Here is a 20456-nt window from a genome sequence, read left to right on the forward strand (position 1 = left end):
GGCACAATGGCCGGATGCCCTTTCATGAATCTGCCGCGCTGCGTGCGCTGATTGACGACCGCTACGGCGAGCTTGCTGTCCGCTGCCGCGCCGCCGGCGTGCCGCTGCACGACGACGCCGGCGTGGCCGAACGGATCCGGCGCACCTTGCTGGCCAGCGATTTCGCGTTCGACGTGTGGTGCCGCCAGCCGCAACTGCTGGCGCCGCAGGGGCTGGAGCGACTGCGTTCGGGCAGCGATGCCAGCGCGCGCATCGATGCGCTGAAACTGCCCGGTGATGAAGCTGCCTGCATGGTTGCGCTGCGCCGCTTCCGCCATGCCGAGGCGCTGCGGCTGGTGTTCCGCGACGTCAACGGGCTGGACGAGCTGCCGGAAACCCTGTCCGCCACCAGCGTGCTGTACGAGGCACTTCTTAGCGTGGCGCTGGACTGGTCCGAGCGCGCGCTGGCGACGCGCTACGGCCACAGCCGCACGCATGACGGTGCGCGGCAGCGGCTGCTGGTGATCGGCTTCGGCAAGCTCGGCGGCAGCGAGCTGAATTTCTCTTCCGATATCGACCTGGTGCTGGCCTATCCGCACGGTGGCCAGACCGATGGCGTACGCCCGCTCGACAACAGCGAATGCTTCATCCGGCTCGGCCGCCAGCTGGTGCGGCTGCTGAACGAGCCAACCATGGACGGCATCTGCGCGCGGGTCGACCTGCGTCTGCGCCCGTTCGGCAATGCCGGGCGCCTCGCGCTGTCGTTTGCCGCGATGGAGCAGTACTACCAGAGCGAGGGCCGCGACTGGGAGCGCTATGCCTGGATCAAGGCGCGTCCGGTCGCCGGCGATCTTGCCGCCGGCAAGCAGCTGCAGGAACTGCTGCGGCCGTTCATCTACCGCAAATATCTCGACTACACCGCGTTTGCCGGCTTGCGCGAAATGAAGGCGTTGATCGATGCGGAAGTCGCGCGCAAGGATCTCGCCGACAACCTCAAGCTCGGCCCCGGTGGCATCCGCGAGATCGAATTCATCGTGCAGCTGACCCAGTTGATTCGCGGCGGCCGCGAACCGAGCTTGCGCGTGCGCGGCCTGCTGCCGGCGCTGACCGCATGCGAGGCGCGCGGGCACATCGGCGCTGCGCGTGCGCGGATGCTGCGTGAGGCCTATGTATTGCTGCGCCGGGTGGAAAACCGCGTGCAGATGCTGCGTGATGCGCAGACCCATGACATCCCCGATGACGCGCTCAGTCGCGAGCGCATCGCGCTGAGCCTGGACTATCCAGACTGGGACACGCTCAATGCGGCACTGGCGAAACACCGCGCGATCGTCAGCGAGGAATTTGCTGCCGTGCTGATGCCGCAAGGCGGCCGTGCCGCCAGCGTGCCAGCGGCCGACATGGTGCTGTGGCAACGCGCCTGCGATGAATCGCTCGATGCCGCTGTGCTGGAAGCCTCCGGTTTCGTACCCGGTGCCGAGCTGGCCGACGCCTTGTCGAAACTGCCGCAGGCCGCGCCGGTGCGGGCGATGTCCGCGCGTTCGCGCGAGCGGCTCGATCATCTGATGCCGCAGTTGTTCAGTGCCGCGCGAGGCACCACCGCGCCGGTGCCGAGCCTGCTGCGGCTGTGCCGGTTGATGCAGGCGGTGGCGCGACGCTCGTCGTATCTGGCGCTGCTGGAAGAGCAGCCGGCTGCACGCAAGCGGTTGGTACGCCTGTTCGGCGACAGCGCCTTCCTCGCCGAGCGCGTGATCGCGCAGCCACTGTTGCTGGACGACGTGCTCGATCCGCGCATCGATCAACTGCCGTTCAAGCGCGCCGACATCGCCGCCGAGATCGCCCGCGTGCTGACCACGCTGGACGAACGCGAGGCCGAGGCCGAACTCGACCGGATCAACGAATTCAAGGCATCCACTGCGTTCCGGCTCGGGCTCGCGTTCAACGATGGCCGCGCCGATGCGGTCGCCACCGCCCGCAGGCTCGGTGCACTGGCCGAATCGGTGGTGGGCGCGGTGCTGGCGCTGGCCGAGCGCGAGCTGATCGCCCAGCACGGGCGGTTGCCCGGCGAGGGTTCCGGTTTCAGCGTGCTCGGTTACGGCAGCCTGGGTGGCGAGGAGCTGGGCTTCGCCTCGGATGTGGATCTGGTGTTCGTCTTCGACGGCCGTCGCGCGCAGATGTTGAGCGACGGTGCACGTCCGATCGAGGGTTCGCGCTGGTACCAGCGCCTGGCCCAGCGGGTAATGAACTGGCTCACTGTGCTGACCCGCGGCGGGCGTCTGTATGACGTCGATACGCGATTGCGTCCGGACGGCTCCAAGGGCCTGCTGGTCAGCAGCCTGGACGCGTTTGTCGCGTACCAGAAAAGCCGCGCCTGGACGTGGGAGCATCAGGCCTTGCTGCGCGCCCGTCCGGTGGCCGGCGATGCGGCGCTCAACCGCGAGCTGGCCGACGTGCGTCGCGAAATTCTGGCGGTGCCGCGCGATCTTCCTGCGGTGCTGACCGACGTCAGCAGCATGCGGCAACGCTGGCGTGCCGAACGCGATCGTTCCGATGCGCGCCAGCTCGACCTCAAGCAAGGCCATGGTGGCCTGCTCGATATCGAATTCGCCCTGCAGGGCCTGGTGCTGGCACATGCGACGCAGCGACCCGACTTGCTGGGTGTCACCGCGAATGCCGGCCTGATCGAAGCGTGCCGCACGGCTGGCTGGCTCGATGCCGATCAGGCCGCGATCCTGAGCGTGGCGCATGCGGACCTGCTGCAACGTGCACTGGCCTGCACGCTCGACTTGCGTCCGCGCGTCGCACCGCGTGATGCCGAGCTGGAGCAGTTATGCAACGGCGTGCAAGAAGTCACGAATGCGCTAGGTTTTGCGTTTGGTATGCCCCGCAGCCCGGCGTAGCCATGCTGGACGTCCGCAACGCTTGTCGGGCACGTCGCCAACAGGGCAAGATCGCCGCAAGCCAGCGGCGTCACCCAGACCGATGTCGACGCGGCTTGCTCAAGGGGAAGCATGACACGGGCGTTGTACGCGGTCCTGTTCGCGTTTTCGATCTGCATATCCGGTATGCGGTCCGCCGCTGCATTGGATCCGCAAATGCCGTTCCACGCCTTGATTCTCGATCACTGGAGTGTCGAGCAGGGCCTGCCGCAGATCACCGTGCTCGGCATGGCCGAGGATCGCGCGGGCTTTCTTTGGGTCAATACGCAGATGGCGGTGGCGCGTTTCGATGGCACGCGGTTTGTCACGTTTGACCGCGCCAGCACCGGGGTCGACACCAGCATGCTTGCCGCGGTCTGGGCCGATCCACACGGAGACGTCTGGTTTGGCGGTGTGCACGGCTTGCTGCGCGAACGCGACGGGCACTTCACCGTCGTTGGCGGCAATGCGGTCAAGGCGATCATCGATGCCGGCGACGGTACTCCGCTGCTGGCTACTTCGCATGGTCTGGCGTGGCTGCGAAACGGTCGGATCACGCCCGTTACTGGCTACAGCGGTCCAGCGTTCAGTCTGTTGCGCGAAGGCAAGACGCTGTGGATCGGCGGACTGGGTCGTGTGTGCCGCCTCACGGGTACGCTGGATCAGCCGGACGTGGCATGTGTGCAGCAGGACGCCTCGCCGCATCAGCCAGCGGCGATCACCAGCATCGCCAGCACGCAGGGTGCCTTGTGGCTGGGTACGCACCTCGGACTGATGCGCCTGGACGGCAATCGCATCGTGCCCTCCGGTCTGGGTGACGGGCTCGACACCACGTCGATTGAAAGCCTGCTGCCCGATCGCGAAGGCGAGCTGTGGATCGGCACCGTGCCGGCGCTCTATCGACGCTTGCCCAGTGCCACGTTGGAACGGAACGACGACAACGATATCGTGCACCACCCATGGGTTCAGGCGCTGCATGAGGATCGCGCCGGCAATCTGTGGATGGGTACCCATATCAGCGGTCTGTATCGGGTCTGGAATGGCTGGGCACGGCGCGTGTCATCCCGCGACGGGGTAGTGGACTCCTTGGTCTGGAGCGTCGTGCACGGGCCGCACGACGAGATCGTGCTCGGCACTAATTCCGACGTGGAAACTTTCGACGGCCAGCGGGTGCACTCACTGATCCCGGGCAGCGCATTGCCCAACCCATCGGCCTACGAGTTGTACTATGACCATCGAGGTCGACTGTGGATCGGCACCCGTGCCGGCATCGCGGTTTACGACCACGGCAGCAAGGTCACGCCGGCTGCCTTGGCTGCGTTGGACAACTGGCAAATCAACGATATTTGCGAAGTCGCCGATGACGATTTCTGGATCGGTACTTCCGGCGGCCTCTATCACTGGCATGCGGATACGCTCAGCCGTGCCGATCCCGCAGCGTCGGTGGCCGCCGCGACGATCCGCTCGATTCTGCCGTTGGCGCCGAATCATCTGTATCTGGGCACTGAGGATGGTGTGCGCGAACTGCGCGATGGCAGCTTGACGCAACCTGCATGGGCGGCGCCGTTGCGCGGCCACTTTGTTTCCCGCGTGGCCATGCTGGACCGTGACAAGCTAGGCATTGCCACCACCGATGCCGGCATTGGCGTCATGCTGAACGGAAAGCTGCGCATGACCACTCAGAAGGATGGCCTGCCCAGCGACAATGCCTGGACGCTCGATGTGCTCGGCGGCGAACTCTACGTCGGTTCGATTGCCGGCGCATGGCGGCTGCCACTCGCGCAACTGCCGTTGCCAGGCTCACCGGCACGCCAGATCGCACCACAGCTGATTGCCGGTGAAGAGCGCGTCACCAGTCTGCACAACGTGCACTGCTGCAACGGGGGCGCAGGCGCACGCAGCCTGATCGATGGTGATGTCATCTGGTACAGCACGACCGATGGCGCGCTGGGGCTGAATACGCGCGAACTTGGCACGCTGCCGAAACCACCGGCGGCGGCGATTGAATCCGTCGAACATGCCGGACTCATGCTGCCGGGCGAACCCCTGGATCTGCACGATGATGCGCGTGATGTGGCGATTCATTACACGGCGCCGTATCTGCGGGTCGGCACGCTGCGGTTTCGCTATCGGCTCGAAGGTTACGACACGGACTGGCAGGATGCGGGTGTCCGGCGCAGCGCGTTCTACACGCACCTGCCGCCAGGCAAATACCGTTTCCGGGTCGCTGCCACGCTCGCCGGCGCGCCCGGATTCGGTCCCGAGGCGGAGCTGGCGATCCGGGTCGAACCGCTTTGGTACGAACGTGCGCTGGTGCGCGGCGCGGCGCTGCTGCTGTTGTGCCTGACGATCATCCTGCTGGTGGCGTGGAGCATGCGCACGCAACGCCGCCGCAACGCACGACTGGAAGAGCAGGTCATGCAGCGCACCGAGCAGCTCGCGCGCGCCGTCGAACGCTTGCGTGTGACCAACCTGGCGTTGGCCGAGGAGAGTCATACCGATGCCTTGACCGCACTGCACAACCGACGCTACCTGCTGAAACAACTGCCCCTCGTGCTTGCCGACGGCCAACCCATCGCGGTGCTGCAGATCGACATCGACTATTTCAAGCACGTCAATGACGGCTACGGCCATGCGGCTGGGGACGCCGTGTTGCGTGCGCTGGGTCGTCTTCTCACGGCGGCACGGCGCGACAGCGACATCACCGTGCGTTGGGGTGGCGAGGAATTTCTGTTGTTGCTGCAGAGCGTCGATGCTGCAGGCGCGCTGATCATTGCCGAACGTCTGCGTCGCGATATCGCCGCGCAGGACTTCGTGGATGGCCGTGGCGGCACGATCAAACTGACCTGTTCGATCGGCTTCAGCTTGCATCCCGTCGCCGCGCACGTTGATGACACGACGTTCGACGCGACACTGGAGCTGGCCGACCTTGCCCTGTACCGCGCCAAACAGGACGGACGCAACACCTGCGTCGGGCTGATCGCTACCGCGCCGGTACCAGCGGAAATCCTGCGCACTCCGCTGGCGCCACAACTCGAGGTACTGCTTGCTTCGGGCCAACTGTGCTGGGTACGCGAAGCGTCTTGAGGCACGTCTCCGACGGCTGCGATCGAGTCGCGTTGCTCAGCCTTGGTTGCGGCTTTCAATCCCTTTGCGCAAGATGCCCGCGATCGCGCCGGTCTCGCGCAGGGGCGGCGTGTGCTTCAGCGCCGCCACGTCGTCGATATCCTGCAGCAAGCCTGCGCTGCGCAGCGCGTGATGAAATCGTTCGATCTTTGTCGGTAGCGGCATAGTCACGAAGGTCTGCACCGGGCAGCCGACGGCGCAGGCTTCGCTGAGCATGTTCACTGAGTCGGGGGTGACGACGAGACGGTCGGCCCAGCCGAGTACGCCAGGGTAGGGATTGCGGCCGTCGTCGTGTCCGGCCCAGACCAGTCCGGGCACCTTCTGCAAGGCTTGTCGAAAGATCTCGATCAGCGTGGCTGGCGTGCGCCGGGAAGCCAGCACCAAGAGGCTGCCGCCTTCGTGTCGCCAACGATCAAGCAGGCGTCCGGCCAGCTGACGGGCATAGTCGGCATCGAGTGCGATGCCTTGGCGTGGGCCGCCAAGCAGCACGCCGACGCGTGGTTGCGGCAGCTCGGCGAAGTGCGGGCAGGATTCGCGGCCGTCGGCCAGCCACGCGTCGTCGACCGAATTCAACGAACCGAGTGGCTGCAGTACGTTGGCACCATCGACCCGGTCGTGCCGCGGTGCAATCACCGTGTCCCAATGTGCGGGGTCGATACGTGGGTCGAGGATCTGCACCGTATGACACTGGCCGGCGGATAACCGGCGCAGCATGCGGGTAAACAGGGCGGCGGCGCGACCGCAGCCGATCGCCACGCTGGGCCACGGTGGCGCAAACACCGCACGCTGGTCGACCGGCAACGCAAGCGTGCCGCCGATAGTGAGGCGCGGCGCCAGCCATGACCATGGCGCGCGCGGCTCCAGTACCAGATGGCGGAACGGCATCTGCAGCTGTTCGGCCAGCGCCAGCGCTTGCCGCTGGTTGCCGGCCGCCATGTCCGTGATCACCCAGCATTCGCCATGAAGCTTCAGCATCGGCGCAGGCGGCGTGGCATTGTTTCCCTGATCAACACAGTACGTTCCTCAGATCGTGATCTGCTGGTGCGCGGGCACCTATACACTTGCAGGGTGTAGCGTCATGCCGGCGCGCCTTCTGCAGAGGATACCCATGAGCGAGTTGCTTTCCGAGACCAGTCTCGATCAGTTGTTCCGCAACGCCCGTACGTTCAATGCCTGGTTGCCCAAGGACGTGAGCGACGAACAACTGCACCAGCTCTACGAACTGGCCAAGTTCGGCCCGACCAGTGCCAACGCCTCGCCGATGCGGCTGGTGTTCGTGAAGTCGAAGGAAGCGAAGGCGAAGCTGGCGCCGTTCCTGTCCGACGGCAACCGTGCCAAGACGATGGAAGCGCCGGTGACCGCGATCATCGCCACCGACCACGAGTTCTACGAGCATCTGCCGAAGTTGTTCCCGCACGCGGATGCGCGCAGCTGGTTTGTCGGCAACCAGCCGCTGATCGACACTACCGCATTCCGCAATGCGACCCTGCAAGGTGCTTATGTGCTGATGGCAGCACGCGCGCTCGGGCTCGATTGCGGCCCGATGTCCGGTTACGACCAGGCTGGCGTGGATGCGGCGTTCTTCGCCGGAACTGCAGTCAAATCCAACTTCCTGATCAATATCGGTTACGGCGATGCCAGCCGTAATCTGTTCCCGCGCAGCCCTCGTCTTGCGTTCGACGAAGCCTGCAAGATCGCCTGAAGCCGCGCCACAACCCATCATTCCCCAAGGAGGCACTCCCATGCGTGCACTGAAATATCTCGTACTCGCCGGCCTGCTCGGCGCCGCTGTATCGGCGCAGGCCGCACCGGTCACCTACAAGCTCGACCCGGGCCACACCATGGTCCTGTTCAGCTGGAACCACTTCGGCTATTCCAATCCCGTTGCCGATTTCGGTCTGGGCGACGGCACCGTGGTGTTCGACGAACAGCATCCGGCCCAGTCCAGCGTGGAGGTGACCCTGCCGCTGGCCAACCTCGACACGCATGTGCCCGCGCTCGACAAGCACCTGAAAGAGGCCGACTTCTTCGACGCCGACAAGTACCCGACGGTGACCTTCAAGAGCACCACGGTGCAGCCGCTGGGTGGCCACAAGTTCAAGGTCACCGGCGACCTGACCGTGCATGGCGTGACCAAATCCGTCGTGCTGGATGCCACGCTGAACAAGGTTGGCCCGCATCCGATGACCAAGGCGCAAGCGATCGGTTTCGATGCCACGGCGACACTGAAGCGCTCGGACTTCGGCGTCGGCGCCTATGTGCCGAACGTCAGCGACGAGATCAAGATCCGCATCACCACCGAAGGTGCGGTGCCGAAGGACGACGCGGCCAAATAAAGTCAATCGGACACAAAAAAACCGCGCCAGTGATAGCGCGGTTTTTTTGTGGACGGGATCCGGCGGGATCAGTTGGATTTCACGCCGGCATCCTTCATCGACTCCAGCTTGCTCAGGTCGACGCTGGCAACCGCCTGCTTCAGCTGATCGATGCTGTCCGCGTTTCCGGTCGCCTTGACCGTGAAACGCTGGCCGAGTACCACGCTGTATTCGCCGGATTTGGACTGGGTGTCCCATGCCTCGTGCACCAGGTTGCCGTCGACGGTGTGGGTCTTGTCATAGCCGTGGTCGGTCTCCTTGTCCTCTTCCGGTGCCATCGCAGCGGCCATCGCCACGAAGCCCTTGGCGCCGCCGGTGTCGGTAACATCCAGCGTGATGTGCTGGTTACTGTCGTTACTGTATTCGGCACTGGCATCGGACACCTGCATGCCCATCGCGCTGTTGCGCTGGGCCGAGATGCTGGTGCGCTTGAGGCTGCCCAGACTGTCGGGCAGGAAGGTCTTGATCTGATCCGGGGCGAGTGCCTCGACGCTGCCGTTGGTACCGGATACCGCGCCCATCATCTTGCCCATCGCCGCCGATTGCGCGGCGCTGTCGCCGGATTTCTGCGCGGCATCGAGTTGCTTGCTGGCCTGCTCCGCCTGCTGGCCCATCGCCGCGAGTTTGCCCAGCGCGCTGTTGCTGTCGATGCTGACGCTGCTGTTGTCGCCGTTGCTGCCGCTGATGTTCATGCCGCTCATCGCGCCGCCGGTCAGTGCAGCGGTGCCGATGACACCGGCGACGACCAGTCCGATGATCCAGCCGAGCACGATGGCCACCACCACGGTCACTGCGGTATAGCCGGCAGCCTTGTCCGGCGGGCACTTCATGGTGTGGGACAGGCCCAGGTAAAGCAGGTAGATCGAGTAGACGCCGCCGGCGATGCCGATCAGCCAGCCCAGCCATGGCACGATGCTGCCGATGGAGGCGATCCAGTAGGCAGTCCAGGCGTAGGCGATGGTCTTCAGGGCCTGGGTCTGGTCCTTCTGGCCGCCAAAGGAGGGCGCAAACGCGTTGACGATGAGCGCGACCACGTAGGTCATCACCAGACTCAGCACGTAGCCCAGCACCATGGCGGTGATGCCGAGGGTGAACGGCGTGCGTATGGTGATGCCGAACCCGCCGTAGCCGATCAGGCTGCCCTTGATGAACCCGGCAATCGACGGCAACGCGGCGACGATCGCGATGTAACCGGCATACAGGCCACCGACGCTGGCTGGTTCGGCGGCAGCGATTGGCCATTCAGTCCTGGGCGTGGTCAGGATGGCCTTGATGCGTTCAATGATCTTTCCGAAATCCATGAGTGTGTCCCCTCGATGCCGGTGGTTTCGATGCGAAACCGCACCCGGATTCTCGGCCCGGTTGAACACAATCTGTATTGACCGCACGGGCTATGTCCTTCGGTCTGTTCGGGCTTCCCGCACGCGGGCGACGGCAACGGCCTGCTACCATCGGCGGCCTGCTATCCAGTCTGGAGTTTGCCCATGTCGGGTTCCCCTTCTGCTGCCGCGCCGCTGGTGCCGGCAAATGCCGAAAATCGTTACGAAGTGACGCGCACCGACCTGCCCTTGTCCTGCCCGATGCCCGGCATGGAGTTATGGAATTCGCATCCGAAGGTGTATCTGCCGATCGTCGATGACGGCGGCGAGTCAACCTGTGCCTACTGTGGCGCGCATTACATCCTGCGCGACTGATCGACGGGCTGCACGCGGGTGGCGGGCGGCATTGTTCTTGCTTGTCTCGGTAAATGAAAGCGTCCAGTCCAGAGCTCATGTCCAGCATCGTCGTTCCCGCCAAGCTGCTGACTGTGGTCCAGTTGATCCCCGCACTGCATTCGGGCGGTGCGGAGCGCTCGGCGCTGGAGATCGGTCGGGCGCTGGTGCAGGTCGGCCATCGCTCGGTGGTGATCTCGGCCGGTGGCCGGCTCACCGAACAGTTGCTGGCCGAAGGCAGTGAGCACATCACGCTCGACCTCGGCCGCAAGTCGCTGAGTACGCTGGCCCGGCTAGGTTCATTGCGCCGGGTACTGCGTGAACTCAAGCCCGACATCGTGCATGCCCGTTCGCGGTTGCCGGCGTGGATGGGCTGGTGGGCGTTGAAGGGGATGACGCCGCGGCCGCATTTCATCACCACCGTGCATGGACTCAATTCGCCGAGCGGCTACAGCGCGATCCTGTTGCGCGGGGAACGGGTGATCGCGGTCTCGCAGACCGTGCGCGATTACGTGCTCAGCCATTACCCCTGGCTAGAGCCGGCGAAGGTGCGGGTGATCCCGCGCGGCATCGATCCGGCGGCGTTTCCGTATGGCCACCGCCCGGACGACAGCTGGCAGAAGGCCTTCTTTGCGGAGTTTCCTGCGCTGGCCGGCGCGCCGCTGCTGACCCTGCCAGGGCGCGGCACGCGTCTGAAGGGTCACCATGACGCGATCGAGTTGCTGGCCGACCTGAAGCGACGCGGGATCGAGGCACGGCTGCTGCTGCTGGGCGTGATCGAGCCCGGTCGCGAGGCCTACGTCGAGGAATTGCGTGAGCTGATCCGAGTGCGTGGGGTAACCGCGCACGTCGTACTGACGCCACCGCGCCACGATATCCGCGACATCTATGCGGTGTCGGCGCTGGTGCTGCAGTTGTCGAACAAGCCCGAATCGTTCGGGCGTACCGTGATCGAGGCGTTGTCGCTGTGCCGTCCGGTACTCGGCTATGCCCACGGTGGCGTCGGCGAGTTGCTGGCAGAACTTTACCCGGCCGGCCGCGTACCGCAGGGGGATCGCGAGCGACTGGTGGAGCGTGCCGCGGAGTTGCTGCGGGTGGCGCCGCCGATTTCGCCGCTGTCGAGCTATCGCCTGATCGACATGCAGCTGGCCACGCTGGCGCTGTACGACGAGGTGACCGGCGGCTGAGGTCGTTGTTTCGAGTCCACAGCTGTTTGTGCACGCCTACAATGGGTGATCGCCCTCGCCCGATTCGCCCATGACTTCTTTCGGTACCTCGCTCAAGGCCGCACTGCATTCGCCGCTGCTGCCGTACTGGCTGGTGGTCGCCCTGCTGCCGTTCGGGCGCAGCTCGGAGCTGGGCACGTTCCTGTGCCTGCTCGGCGTGATCCTGCTGTTTGCGCGGGATCCACGGGCAGTGCAGGAGCATCCCGGCGCGCAATTGCTGTTGTGGCTGCTGGCGGGCTACATCGCCGCCGCGCTGCTGTCGTCGTTCGACTCGGTGGCACTGGGCAAGAGCTGGGGTACCGTGGCAGCCCTGCTGCGCTATGTGCCACTTGGCCTGTATGCGTGTTTCGCGATCCGCCGTGAGCGCAAGCTGCAGGCACTGTATGTCGCCGTGGCCCTGGTGCTGGCGCTGTGGACTGCCGATGCCTGGGTGCAGGCGCTGACCGGCTGGAGCGTGGCCGGACATGCCGAGGCCGAACGCGTTTCCGGCATCTTCGGTGCCACCGATCTCAAGCTGGGTCCAACCCTGGCGGTGTTGTCGCCGTTTGCGTTGTGGGCGGCGCGGCGACGCTGGGGCCTGCCGGGTCTGCTGCTGGCGTTCGTGCTGGTGCTGGGGCCGGTGTTGCTGGCCGGCTCGCGTGCGGCATGGCTGTGCTATGCGCTGGTGGCATTGGGTTTTGCCTGGCGTGAAGCGCGCTCGCCGCTGCGCTTTGCCGGATTTTGCCTGATCGGCATCCTGCTGCTGGGGCTCGCCGGCGGTATCGCCTGGAAAACCTCCAGCCGCTTTCAGCTACGGATGGATCGCACCCTGCTTGCCCTGCACGGCAGCGATCAGTCCATCGATACCGCGCTCAGCGGCCGGCTGGACATCTGGCACACCAGCGTGAAGATGATCGCGGCGCATCCGGTCAACGGTGTCGGCGTGCGCGGCTTCCGCTATGCCTATCCGCAGTACGCGCCGGCGGATGATCACTTTCTCACCGCGGAGTCTTGTGGTGTGGGCGAAGGTGCCTGTCACGCGCATCAGCTGGTGCTGGAGATCCTCACCGAGACCGGTGTGCTCGGCCTGTCGCTGTGGCTGGCCGCGGTCGTGCTGGCATGGCGCATGTGGCGTCGGGTCGGTGCAGTGGCGCGCGCGCGCGCGTTTCCGGTCACGCTGGCGCTGGGTGTGATGCTGTTCCCGCTGAATACCCATCTGGCCTTCTATTCGGCCTGGTGGGGGTTGTTGTTCGCCTGGTTGCTCGGCTTGTGGTGTGCCGCGCTGTACGTGGTGGAGGGCGGCGATGAGCTCGCGTGAATCGCTGTCGGTGGTGGTGACCACGATGAACAACGCCGCCACCCTCGACGCCTGCCTGCGCTCGGTGGCCTGGGCCGACGAGATCGTGGTACTGGATTCGGGTTCGACCGATGCCACGCTGGCGATTGCCGCGCACTATGGCGCGCAGATCCATGCTCAGCCATTTGCCGGCTACAGCGCGCAGAAGCAGGCGGCGATCGACCTGGCCAGCCAGCGCTGGGTGCTGCTGCTCGATTCCGATGAATCGCTCACGCCGGCAGGCGCCATCATCCTGCAACAGGCGCTGCAGGCGCCGAACCATGCCGGCTATCAGCTGTGGCGACGCGAGTGGCAGTTCTGGCGCTGGCAGTCCTCGGGCAGCCGGCTCAATCATTACGTGCGGCTGTTCGATCGACAGCGTGCGCGGATGAGCGATCATCAGGTGCACGAGTCGGTGCTGGTGGACGGATCGGTCGGTGTGCTCGATGTGGTGATCGACCATGTCGGCGAGCCTGATATCGCCGGGCGTGCCGCCAAGGCCAACCGTTACTCCACCATGCAACTGGCTGATCTGGCCCAGCGCAAGGTGTCCTGGCTGCGCATGCGCATGGTGTTCTACCCGACCGCAGCCTTCCTGCGTTACTACGTGCTGCGTGGGCATTACCGCTCGGGCTGGGCCGGCTTCATTGCGGCCCGCATCCACGCGTTCTACGCGTTCCTGAAATACGCCAAGTTGTATGAGGCCCGTCACCAGAAAACACGCTGACGGGCAGCGCATGGCAAGCCGCGCGATGTGTGCGCGGCTTCGCATTTATCGGCATTCTTTCAATGTGTCGTCGTAATTTTGCCTCACTGTTCAGCATGAATTCATGATGGATTCATGCTCCAATCATTTCTCGATTTGAGATCGCAAAATATTGCGCATCCGTTGAGGGGGATGAATCCGCGCCAGCCCGCATTCTGGCAATAGATTCAATACGAATTCGCAAATAATTGCGATCAATCGCAGAATGGCAATACGCCTTCGCATATCCGCAACATATTACATATTATTGAATTTATTGTGATTTACCTCGCAATTTAACTGTGCGCTGATTATTGGCGAATGCCATTGCAGACTAGTGATGCCACGTTGCACACTCGACAAGGCACAACGGCGCATCAAGAGTGCGGGGGGTAAGGGGTATTAATGCCACGCTGTTGTATATCGAGGGGGCTTTGACCAGCTAATTGATCGCGCGCGGCTTATTTAGAGCCGCGTGTTCAGCTGGCTTATTCCTTTTGTTGATTGAGCGCTGGGTTGCCGCACGGTCAAGCGCTGTGGTGAGACAGAAACAGGCATGGACGTAGATGTTGATGCCAGGTGTCTGGATGGAAGACGGAAATTCAAAATCCGCCGAAGGGGCGTAGGTTCTGCACGCAATGTGCTGTTCGCAAAGTAGATCCGGCTAATGCGCCATCAACTTTTTGACCAACTTACAGGGTAGGGAGCTATACATGAAGCAGGGTTATCTCATTCTCAGCGCGTCCATTGCAGCTGCGCTGTCCGGCGCACCGGTTCTGGCGCAGCCGGTAGCCGCAAGCAATCTCGTCACGGCAGCCCGCACCAGCGAGGCGCCGCGCATCACCCAGACGATCAACAACCAGCTGGTATCCCCCGTTGCGAAGACTCACCTCAAATTCGTTGAAACGAAGGCACCGGCCAAGCGTCTGGCCGATACGTTCAAGATGAACCATCTCCAGCTGGTGCTCAAGCCCAGTGCCGAGCGTCAGGCCGCACTGACCAGCCTGATCGCCGACCAGCACAACCCGAAGTCGTCCAGCTTTCACAAGTGGCTGACCCCGGAGCAGTTCGGTGCATCGTATGGCGTGGCCGATAGCGATATCGCCGCCGTCACCGCATGGCTGAAGTCGCAGGGCTTCACCGTCAACAACGTCTATCCGAACAAGACCCAGATCGATTTCAGCGGCACCGTCGGTCAGGTGAACGCGGCGTTCCATACCCAGGAAAACATTTACGCGCTCGGTAAAACCGGCACAAAGAAACAGCACATCGCCAACGCCGGCGACGTCAGCATCCCGGTGGCGCTGAAGGATGTGGTGGCCGGCGTGATGGGCCTCAACGATTTCCATCCGAAGGCGATGAACAAGCCGATCAAGGGTGCCAAGTGGGACGCCGCGAAGAAGGGCCTGGTGCTCAGCCAGCCGAAGGCTTCCGGCAAGCTCGGTGGCAAGAGCCAGGCGATCAGCATCGGCTATTCGGGAAATAACCCGCAGGGCGTGATCCGTGGCCTGGTGCCCAACGATCTGGCGACCATGTACGGTATCCCCACGATCCGCGCCAATGGCGTGACGGGTAAGGGTGTCACCATCGCGGTGGTCGAAGACGACTCGATGGTGCCGGCCGACTGGACCAATTTCACCAGCACCTTCAACCTCGTCAAGTTCGGCGGCACCTTCAACCAGATCCAGCCGGCGCCGAGCAGTGGCGTCAACAACTGCGCGGATCCGAACGTGATCAACGGCGCTGGCCAGGACGACGGTGAAACCTTGCTGGACGCAGAATGGTCCACCGCCATCGCGCCGGGCGCGAACATCGTGGTGGCTTCCTGCGCGGACGAATACCAGAATAATGGCTATTACTACGACGCGACCTCCAACTTCTTTGGCGGTGTCTTCGTTGCTGCGACCAATCTGATCAACGAAACGAGCGGTCGCCCTGACATCATCAGTGCCAGTTATGGCTTCGGTGAACAATTCACCGACAGCGCCAGCAAGACGGCGATCGACCTGATGTGGGCGCAGGCCGACGCCGAGGGCATTTCGGTGTTCGTCTCCACCGGTGACTCCGGTTCCAACCCCAGCTTCAACGGCGGCCTGATCAACGGCTACTACGGCAACACCGCGGTCGATGCCAACTCGTTCGCGACTTCGCCGAACGACACCGCCGTCGGTGGTACCGATCTGGCCGACATCATCGATGGCACCACCAGCAAGTACTTTGCAGCCACGCCGAGCGTCGTGGGCGGCTCGGCACTGTCCTATGTGCCTGAGATTCCGTGGAACGAGTCGTGCGGCAACGGTGTGGCGGCACAGTCGATGGGCTACGCCAAGGTAGTCGGCTTCTGCAATGACGCCATGCGTTACGCGATGAACCCGCCGGCTACGCCGACCAATCTGCAGTACTACGCTGGCACGTTCGAGACCTCCGAGGCCGGCAGCGGCGGCCCGTCGTCCGTTGATCGCAAGCCGACCTGGCAGCGTCAGGTCTACAACACGGCAACGGACCAGTCGCGTGACCTTCCGGATGTGTCGTTGTTCGCCGGCTCGTTTGGCGATGACACCTTCGTGGCGGTGTGCTCGGCGTACTACGTGTGCACCCCGGATTTCACCCCGGGCGTCTCCGGCGGCACGTACGCACAAGCTAATCCGAGCGGCGTCGGCCTCAGCGGCGGCACGTCGCTGGCCTCACCGATGTTCGCGGGCATCCAGGCGTTGATCGATCAGGGTCTGGCGGCGCGTGGCCTGCCCCAGGATCAGGGCAATGCGGCACCGACGCTGTATGCGTTGGCGGCCAACGAGTACGGCGCCGCTGGGCACCCGAACTCGTCGAGCCTGACCACCTGCAATGCCGACAATGGTGCCACCGGCACGAGTGGCTGCGTGTTCCACAACGTGACCCGCGGTTCAATTTCCACTGCCTGTTACAGCGAGACGGCTGCCGTGGGTGACGTATTCAATTCGTTCATTACGCCGAATTGCTACTACTACAACTCATTTGTTGTCGCCACGTCGGGTGATGACACGTTGACCGTCAATATCGGCCTCACCACCAGCGACGCCAATCCCACCGGCTACACCCCGGCGAACAAGGCGTTCAGTGCCCAGCCGGGCTGGAGCTTTGCGGCCGGTCTGGGTTCGGTGAACACCACGAACCTGCTGATCGCATGGCGTGCCTTCGTGGGGGCTCCACCGGCGCCACCGGCACCGTAATGAAATAACGCTTGAAGGTGATGTTTGATTGAAGCCTCTGGCTGCTGAGCAGCCAGAGGCTTTTTTTATTCATCAAGAGAAAATATGGCGTTGAGGCAAGCTATTTGTGTAATTCGCAAAATATTGCGACTTGTTAATCAGATGCGCGACTTATTACGACTTCAAGCCACCCTGTTTCTTCACATAAATTCCATTGCAGATTGAGAAAACAGGTCGCACACTCAAAAACCGCAGGAAGTATTGTCATCAAGTTCGGGGAATGATAGGGCAGGCAGGCCGTAAGGGGTACGACGATTATGTGTTAAGGCCGTGGCAAGCCGCCACGGCTATGCGATTTCCATGAATCTGCCATTCAGGCAGATCCGGGGTTTGTATAACCCGGGGCAGGCAATGCAATGCGTAGGGCGTGTGCGCAACAGGGTTCAGTTGGTGCAAACCAAATGAGCGCAGAAGTTGGGTAGAAGGTGGGGGGGTGTAGCAGGGCGGTAATTCTTAATTCTTAAGAAGACATGGCAGGCAAGCATGTAAGCAGATGTCGTGAGTGCTGTTCGCAAAGTGGAGCTGGCAAGTGCGCCATCAACTTTTTGATCAACTTACACAGGAGCTTCATCATGAAACAAAGGTATTTAATTCTCAGTGCGTCGATCGCCGCCGCGCTGGCTAGCACCTCTACCATGCTGATGGCGCAGCCCGGTGCTGCAGGTATCGGCGAAGCACCACAGGTCACTCAGACCGTCAACAACACCAGTCTTTACACGATCCCGAAGACCCATCTGGGATTCATTGCCAAGGCAACGGCGAGCAAACCGCTGGCCGGCACGGTCAAGATGAATCACCTGCAGCTGATACTCAAGCCCAGCGCGTCGCGTCAGGCCGCGATGGAGACGACCATCGCCAGCCTGCACGATCCCAAGTCGGCCCAGTTCCAGAAATGGCTGACACCGCAACAGTTCGGTCAGGAGTTCGGCGCGAACCCTGCCGATATCGCCGCCGTCACGGCGTGGCTGACGGCGCAGGGCTTCACCGTCAACACCGTCTATCCGAACAAGACGCAGATCGATTTCAGCGGCACGGTCGCTCAGGTGAATGCGGCGTTCCACACGCAGGAAAGCGTCTACACGCTAAGTCAAACAGTCAAGGATAGTACAACCGGAAAGCTCACCCAGACGCAGGTCAAGCACCTGTCCAATTCCAGCGACATCAGCATTCCGACTGCGCTGTCGTCGGTGGTAGCGGGTGTGATGGGTCTGAATGACTTCCATGCGAAGCCCCTTGCCAAAAAGCCGAAGGTCGCGCAATGGAACGCGTCGAAGAAGGGTTTTGTCGCCAAGGACGCCACCACCACGGCTCCGAAGGGGATCGGCCAGGCTGTCTCGTTCAACGGCGGCACCTTGCGTGGTCTGGTGCCGAACGACATGTCGACGATCTATAACGTCAAGACGATCCGTGGCAACGGCCTCACCGGCGCCGGCGTGACCATTGCGGTCGTCGAGGACGGCGACATGGTGCCGGCGGACTGGGCCAATTTCGTCAGCACCTTCAATCTTGGCCAGTACGGCGGTACGTTCAGCCAGATCAATCCAGCCCCGCCCAGTGGCACGAACAACTGCATGGATCCGGATGCCGTTTTTGGTTATTCCCAGGATGACACCGAGACTGTGCTCGATGCGGAATGGTCTACCGCGATCGCGCCCGGCGCGAACATCCAGGTGGCTACCTGCGCGGACTATTACTACCAGGGCAGCAACTTCTACTACGCGACCACCAACTTCTTTGGTGGTGTTTTTGTTGCGTCGACCAACCTGATCAACGAGTCGAGCGGCCGTCCGGACATCATCAGTGCGAGCTACGGCTATGGCGAGTACTTTACGGACCCCGCCAGCAAGACGGGTATCGATCTGATGTGGGCGCAGGCCGATGCCGAGGGTATTTCGGTGTTCGTCTCCTCCGGTGATTCCGGCTCCAACCCGAGCTTCAACGGTGGCGTCATCAATGGCTATGCCGGCAACACGGCGGTCGATGCCAACTCGTTCGGCACCTCGCCGCATGACACCGTGGTCGGTGGCACGGACTTCGCCGACTATCTCGAAGGCACCACCAGCCAGTACTTCGCACCGACACCGAGTGCGGTGGGTGGTTCGGCGCTGTCGTATGTACCGGAAATTCCGTGGAACACGTCCTGCGGCAACGGCCTTGCCGCGACGGCGATGGGTTTCAGCAGTGCCGTGGCGTACTGCCAGGAATACCTGAAGTACGATCCCAATGGTGACTACCTGACTTCCGAAAGCGGCAGCGGTGGCCCCTCTTCGGTGGATGCGAAGCCGGCGTGGCAGCGGCAGATCTACAACGCGGCGAAGGATACTTCGCGCGATGTTCCCGATGTCTCGCTGTTCGGCGGCTCGTGGGGTGACCACACATGGGTGATCCTCTGCTCCAACAAATATCCATGCACGCCGGGCTTCACTGGGGCTACCGCTTTGGAGGCGGGGACCTCGTTGTCGTCGCCGATGTTCGCCGGTATCCAGGCATTGATGGATCAGGGGCTGCACGCGCGCGGCCTGCCGTTGGATCAGGGCAACGCGGCACCGACGCTGTATGCGCTGGCTGCACAGGAATACGGCGGTTCGAGCGGAACACCGCCGGCCACGCTGGCCGCCTGCAACGCCAACAATGGCACCACGGGAACCAGCGGCTGCGTGTTCCACAACGTCACCAGCGGCTCGAACTCCACGAACTGCATTGAGGAGCAACCGGCATACGCCTTCACTACCAACAACTGTTATTTCTACGGAACCGTGGAAAACAACAATGTACAGGTCGGCTTGACCAGCGCCGTCGGTACACCCACCAGTTACACGGTGGCCAACAAGGCCTTCACGGCCCAGCCGGGCTGGAGCTTTGCCAATGGCCTGGGCTCGGTGGATGCCACCAACCTGTTGATCGCATGGAGGGCCTTTGACAACGCGCCACCAGCCGCACCGGCTGTAGTTACCATCAAGTAACGGTACCTTGCTTCAACGATGCCCTGGCCGCTGATGCTGCCAGGGCATCGTCCGTTTTGTGGCCTGGTCGCGGCCAGTTTCATTTTTCTGTCACATGCGTTTACCCTTGCCGGCCAGCGTAGCTTACGAAGCCTGCCGACTTGGGAATCGAATGACCATCATCTCGTTGCATTTGCCAAAGACGGCGGGAACGAGTTTCGGCATGTCACTGTCGACCCATTTCGGCGATCGATACCGGGAGGATTACGCCGATCAGGGCATCAGCAAACCCGTGGCTCAGCGCTGCGAGGCGGCGCTTGCGGCAGGTATCGAGATTGCTGCGCAAGGGCTGGGTGAGATCGAGTGCGTGCACGGGCACTTCCTGCCGGTGAAGTATCTGCCGTTGGCGGCCACGCGCGAGCTTACCTTCGTGACCTGGATGCGGGAGCCTCTGGCACGAATGATCTCGCATTATTACTACTGGCAGGAAAGCTACGATGAGAAAGCCTCCGCGCCCCATCATCGACAAGTCATCGAGCAGGGCTGGACGCTGGAGCAGTTCTGTCTGAGCGAACAGTTCAGAAATATCTATACCCAATACCTGTGGAATTTTCCGCTGGATAATTTCGCCTTTATCGGCATAAGCGAGCATTACCGGGAGGACTTGCAGGAGTTCTCCCGGCGCTACCTGTCCGTGAGCCTGGAGCCGCGATCGCGAAACGCGACGAAATACTCGGGCTTGCGTGATGCACCGGATGCCGCCTTCCTGGACAAGGTGCGTGAGTTCCATGCAGCCGATATAGAGCTGTATCAACGGGCGTTGTTGCGGCGCGCGCGAAGGCCACGCGGCTAGCGCGAGTGATGGTGCCGGGA

At 62.9% G+C, this 20456-nt stretch carries 13 protein-coding genes; 11 read left to right on the forward strand and 2 right to left on the reverse strand.

The window, feature by feature from the left end:
- Nucleotides 1-14 precede the first annotated feature (14 nt).
- Complete coding sequence (gene glnE, locus B0E48_RS15960; protein ID WP_077519131.1) at nt 15-2876, forward strand: bifunctional [glutamate--ammonia ligase]-adenylyl-L-tyrosine phosphorylase/[glutamate--ammonia-ligase] adenylyltransferase; 2862 nt, start codon at nt 15-17, stop codon at nt 2874-2876.
- 195 nt (nt 2877-3071) lie between these two features.
- Nucleotides 3072-5981 carry a ligand-binding sensor domain-containing diguanylate cyclase gene (locus tag B0E48_RS15965; RefSeq protein WP_168170389.1) on the forward strand — a complete coding sequence of 970 codons (2910 nt, stop codon included), beginning with the start codon at nt 3072-3074 and terminating at the stop codon, nt 5979-5981.
- A gap of 36 nt (nt 5982-6017) precedes the next feature.
- On the opposite strand, the gene B0E48_RS15970 is transcribed toward B0E48_RS15965, so the two are convergent.
- Entirely contained in the window at nt 6018-6995 is a 978-nt protein-coding gene (locus B0E48_RS15970; RefSeq protein WP_077519133.1) for a mitochondrial fission ELM1 family protein, read from the reverse strand.
- A gap of 133 nt (nt 6996-7128) precedes the next feature.
- Between B0E48_RS15970 and B0E48_RS15975 the strand changes: the two genes are divergently transcribed.
- Both B0E48_RS15975 and B0E48_RS15980 read left to right on the forward strand, forming a co-directional pair.
- Nucleotides 7129-7722, forward strand: a complete 594-nt coding sequence (locus B0E48_RS15975; protein WP_077519134.1) for a malonic semialdehyde reductase — start codon at nt 7129-7131, stop codon at nt 7720-7722.
- A gap of 40 nt (nt 7723-7762) precedes the next feature.
- Nucleotides 7763-8356 carry a YceI family protein gene (locus tag B0E48_RS15980; RefSeq protein ID WP_077519135.1) on the forward strand — a complete coding sequence of 198 codons (594 nt, stop codon included), beginning with the start codon at nt 7763-7765 and terminating at the stop codon, nt 8354-8356.
- Nucleotides 8357-8424: 68 nt separating this feature from the next.
- Here B0E48_RS15980 and B0E48_RS15985 read toward each other — a convergent pair whose 3' ends face one another.
- On the reverse strand, nt 8425-9696 hold the full coding sequence (locus B0E48_RS15985) for a Yip1 family protein (RefSeq protein WP_077519136.1): 1272 nt from the start codon (nt 9694-9696) through the stop codon (nt 8425-8427).
- Nucleotides 9697-9879: 183 nt separating this feature from the next.
- On the opposite strand from B0E48_RS15985, the gene B0E48_RS15990 reads away from it, so the two are divergent.
- From B0E48_RS15990 to B0E48_RS16020, 7 genes are all read left to right on the forward strand, one after another.
- A complete protein-coding gene (locus B0E48_RS15990; protein ID WP_077519137.1) occupies nt 9880-10089 on the forward strand; it encodes a zinc-finger domain-containing protein in 210 nt (69 codons plus the stop codon).
- Between the two features lie 77 nt (nt 10090-10166).
- Nucleotides 10167-11294 carry a glycosyltransferase gene (locus B0E48_RS15995; protein ID WP_077519138.1) on the forward strand — a complete coding sequence of 376 codons (1128 nt, stop codon included), beginning with the start codon at nt 10167-10169 and terminating at the stop codon, nt 11292-11294.
- A gap of 70 nt (nt 11295-11364) precedes the next feature.
- Nucleotides 11365-12630 carry an O-antigen ligase family protein gene (locus B0E48_RS16000; protein WP_077519139.1) on the forward strand — a complete coding sequence of 422 codons (1266 nt, stop codon included), beginning with the start codon at nt 11365-11367 and terminating at the stop codon, nt 12628-12630.
- Nucleotides 12617-13375 carry a glycosyltransferase family 2 protein gene (locus B0E48_RS16005; RefSeq protein ID WP_077519140.1) on the forward strand — a complete coding sequence of 253 codons (759 nt, stop codon included), beginning with the start codon at nt 12617-12619 and terminating at the stop codon, nt 13373-13375. Before B0E48_RS16000 ends, B0E48_RS16005 begins: the two co-directional genes overlap by 14 nt.
- A gap of 731 nt (nt 13376-14106) precedes the next feature.
- Nucleotides 14107-16602 (forward strand): protease pro-enzyme activation domain-containing protein, encoded by a 2496-nt coding sequence (locus B0E48_RS16010; protein WP_077519141.1) that lies wholly within the window; start codon nt 14107-14109, stop codon nt 16600-16602.
- 611 nt (nt 16603-17213) lie between these two features.
- Nucleotides 17214-19604, forward strand: a complete 2391-nt coding sequence (locus tag B0E48_RS16015; protein WP_168170390.1) for a protease pro-enzyme activation domain-containing protein — start codon at nt 17214-17216, stop codon at nt 19602-19604.
- A gap of 151 nt (nt 19605-19755) precedes the next feature.
- Entirely contained in the window at nt 19756-20436 is a 681-nt protein-coding gene (locus B0E48_RS16020) for a sulfotransferase family 2 domain-containing protein (RefSeq protein WP_077519143.1), read from the forward strand.
- The last annotated feature ends 20 nt before the right edge of the window (nt 20437-20456 follow it).

Origin of the sequence: Rhodanobacter sp. C03 (assembly GCF_002001175.1) — a bacterium.
Lineage (GTDB): Bacteria > Pseudomonadota > Gammaproteobacteria > Xanthomonadales > Rhodanobacteraceae > Rhodanobacter.

Bases quoted from the DNA above. Each gene is read 5' to 3' on its own strand.
- B0E48_RS15975 (WP_077519134.1), top strand. From the start codon at position 7,129: ATGAGCGAGTTGCTTTCCGAGACCAGTCTCGATCAGTTGTTCCGCAAC.
- B0E48_RS15965 (WP_168170389.1), top strand. From the start codon at position 3,072: ATGCCGTTCCACGCCTTGATTCTCGATCACTGGAGTGTCGAGCAGGGC.
- B0E48_RS16010 (WP_077519141.1), top strand. From the start codon at position 14,107: ATGAAGCAGGGTTATCTCATTCTCAGCGCGTCCATTGCAGCTGCGCTG.
- B0E48_RS15990 (WP_077519137.1), top strand. From the start codon at position 9,880: ATGTCGGGTTCCCCTTCTGCTGCCGCGCCGCTGGTGCCGGCAAATGCC.
- B0E48_RS16020 (WP_077519143.1), top strand. From the start codon at position 19,756: ATGACCATCATCTCGTTGCATTTGCCAAAGACGGCGGGAACGAGTTTC.
- glnE (WP_077519131.1), top strand. From the start codon at position 15: ATGCCCTTTCATGAATCTGCCGCGCTGCGTGCGCTGATTGACGACCGC.
- B0E48_RS15985 (WP_077519136.1), bottom strand. From the start codon at position 9,696: ATGGATTTCGGAAAGATCATTGAACGCATCAAGGCCATCCTGACCACG.
- B0E48_RS16015 (WP_168170390.1), top strand. From the start codon at position 17,214: ATGAAACAAAGGTATTTAATTCTCAGTGCGTCGATCGCCGCCGCGCTG.
- B0E48_RS15980 (WP_077519135.1), top strand. From the start codon at position 7,763: ATGCGTGCACTGAAATATCTCGTACTCGCCGGCCTGCTCGGCGCCGCT.
- B0E48_RS16000 (WP_077519139.1), top strand. From the start codon at position 11,365: ATGACTTCTTTCGGTACCTCGCTCAAGGCCGCACTGCATTCGCCGCTG.
- B0E48_RS15970 (WP_077519133.1), bottom strand. From the start codon at position 6,995: ATGCTGAAGCTTCATGGCGAATGCTGGGTGATCACGGACATGGCGGCC.
- B0E48_RS15995 (WP_077519138.1), top strand. From the start codon at position 10,167: ATGTCCAGCATCGTCGTTCCCGCCAAGCTGCTGACTGTGGTCCAGTTG.
- B0E48_RS16005 (WP_077519140.1), top strand. From the start codon at position 12,617: ATGAGCTCGCGTGAATCGCTGTCGGTGGTGGTGACCACGATGAACAAC.